At 62.8% G+C, this 379-nt stretch carries 1 protein-coding gene; it reads left to right on the top strand.

Going from position 1 to position 379, the window contains the following annotated elements; genetic code table 11:
• Nucleotides 1–379 (top strand): SDR family oxidoreductase (locus NWP09_RS13360; RefSeq protein WP_258275957.1); only part of this gene is annotated, 379 nt, incomplete at both ends.

Raw genomic sequence — 379 nt, forward strand, 5'->3', positions numbered from 1 at the left:
CTCTTCAACAACGCCGCGATCGAGGGCCCCGTCGCACGACTCGAGGAGTACGACAACGACGCCTTCGAGCAGGTAATCGACGTGAACCTGAAAGGCGTCTGGTACGGCATGAAATACGGTATCGAAGCCATGCTCGCCGACGACGGCGGTTCGATCGTCAGCGCCTCCTCGATCGGCGGCGAAGTCGCCGTTCCCCAGTACAGCGGGTACGGCGCGGCGAAAGCGGCTGTCGGCCAACTGACGAAGTCCGCCGCGCTCGAATACGCGGCTGACGGTATCCGCGCGAATGCGGTGGCGCCGGGAATCGTTCGAACCGAGATGATCGAACGGACGGTCGAGGAACACCCCGAAATGGAAGCTCAGTTCCTCGAGACGGAAC

This window comes from Agrococcus sp. HG114 (assembly GCF_024723325.1).
In the GTDB taxonomy this organism is placed as follows: domain Bacteria; phylum Actinomycetota; class Actinomycetes; order Actinomycetales; family Microbacteriaceae; genus Agrococcus.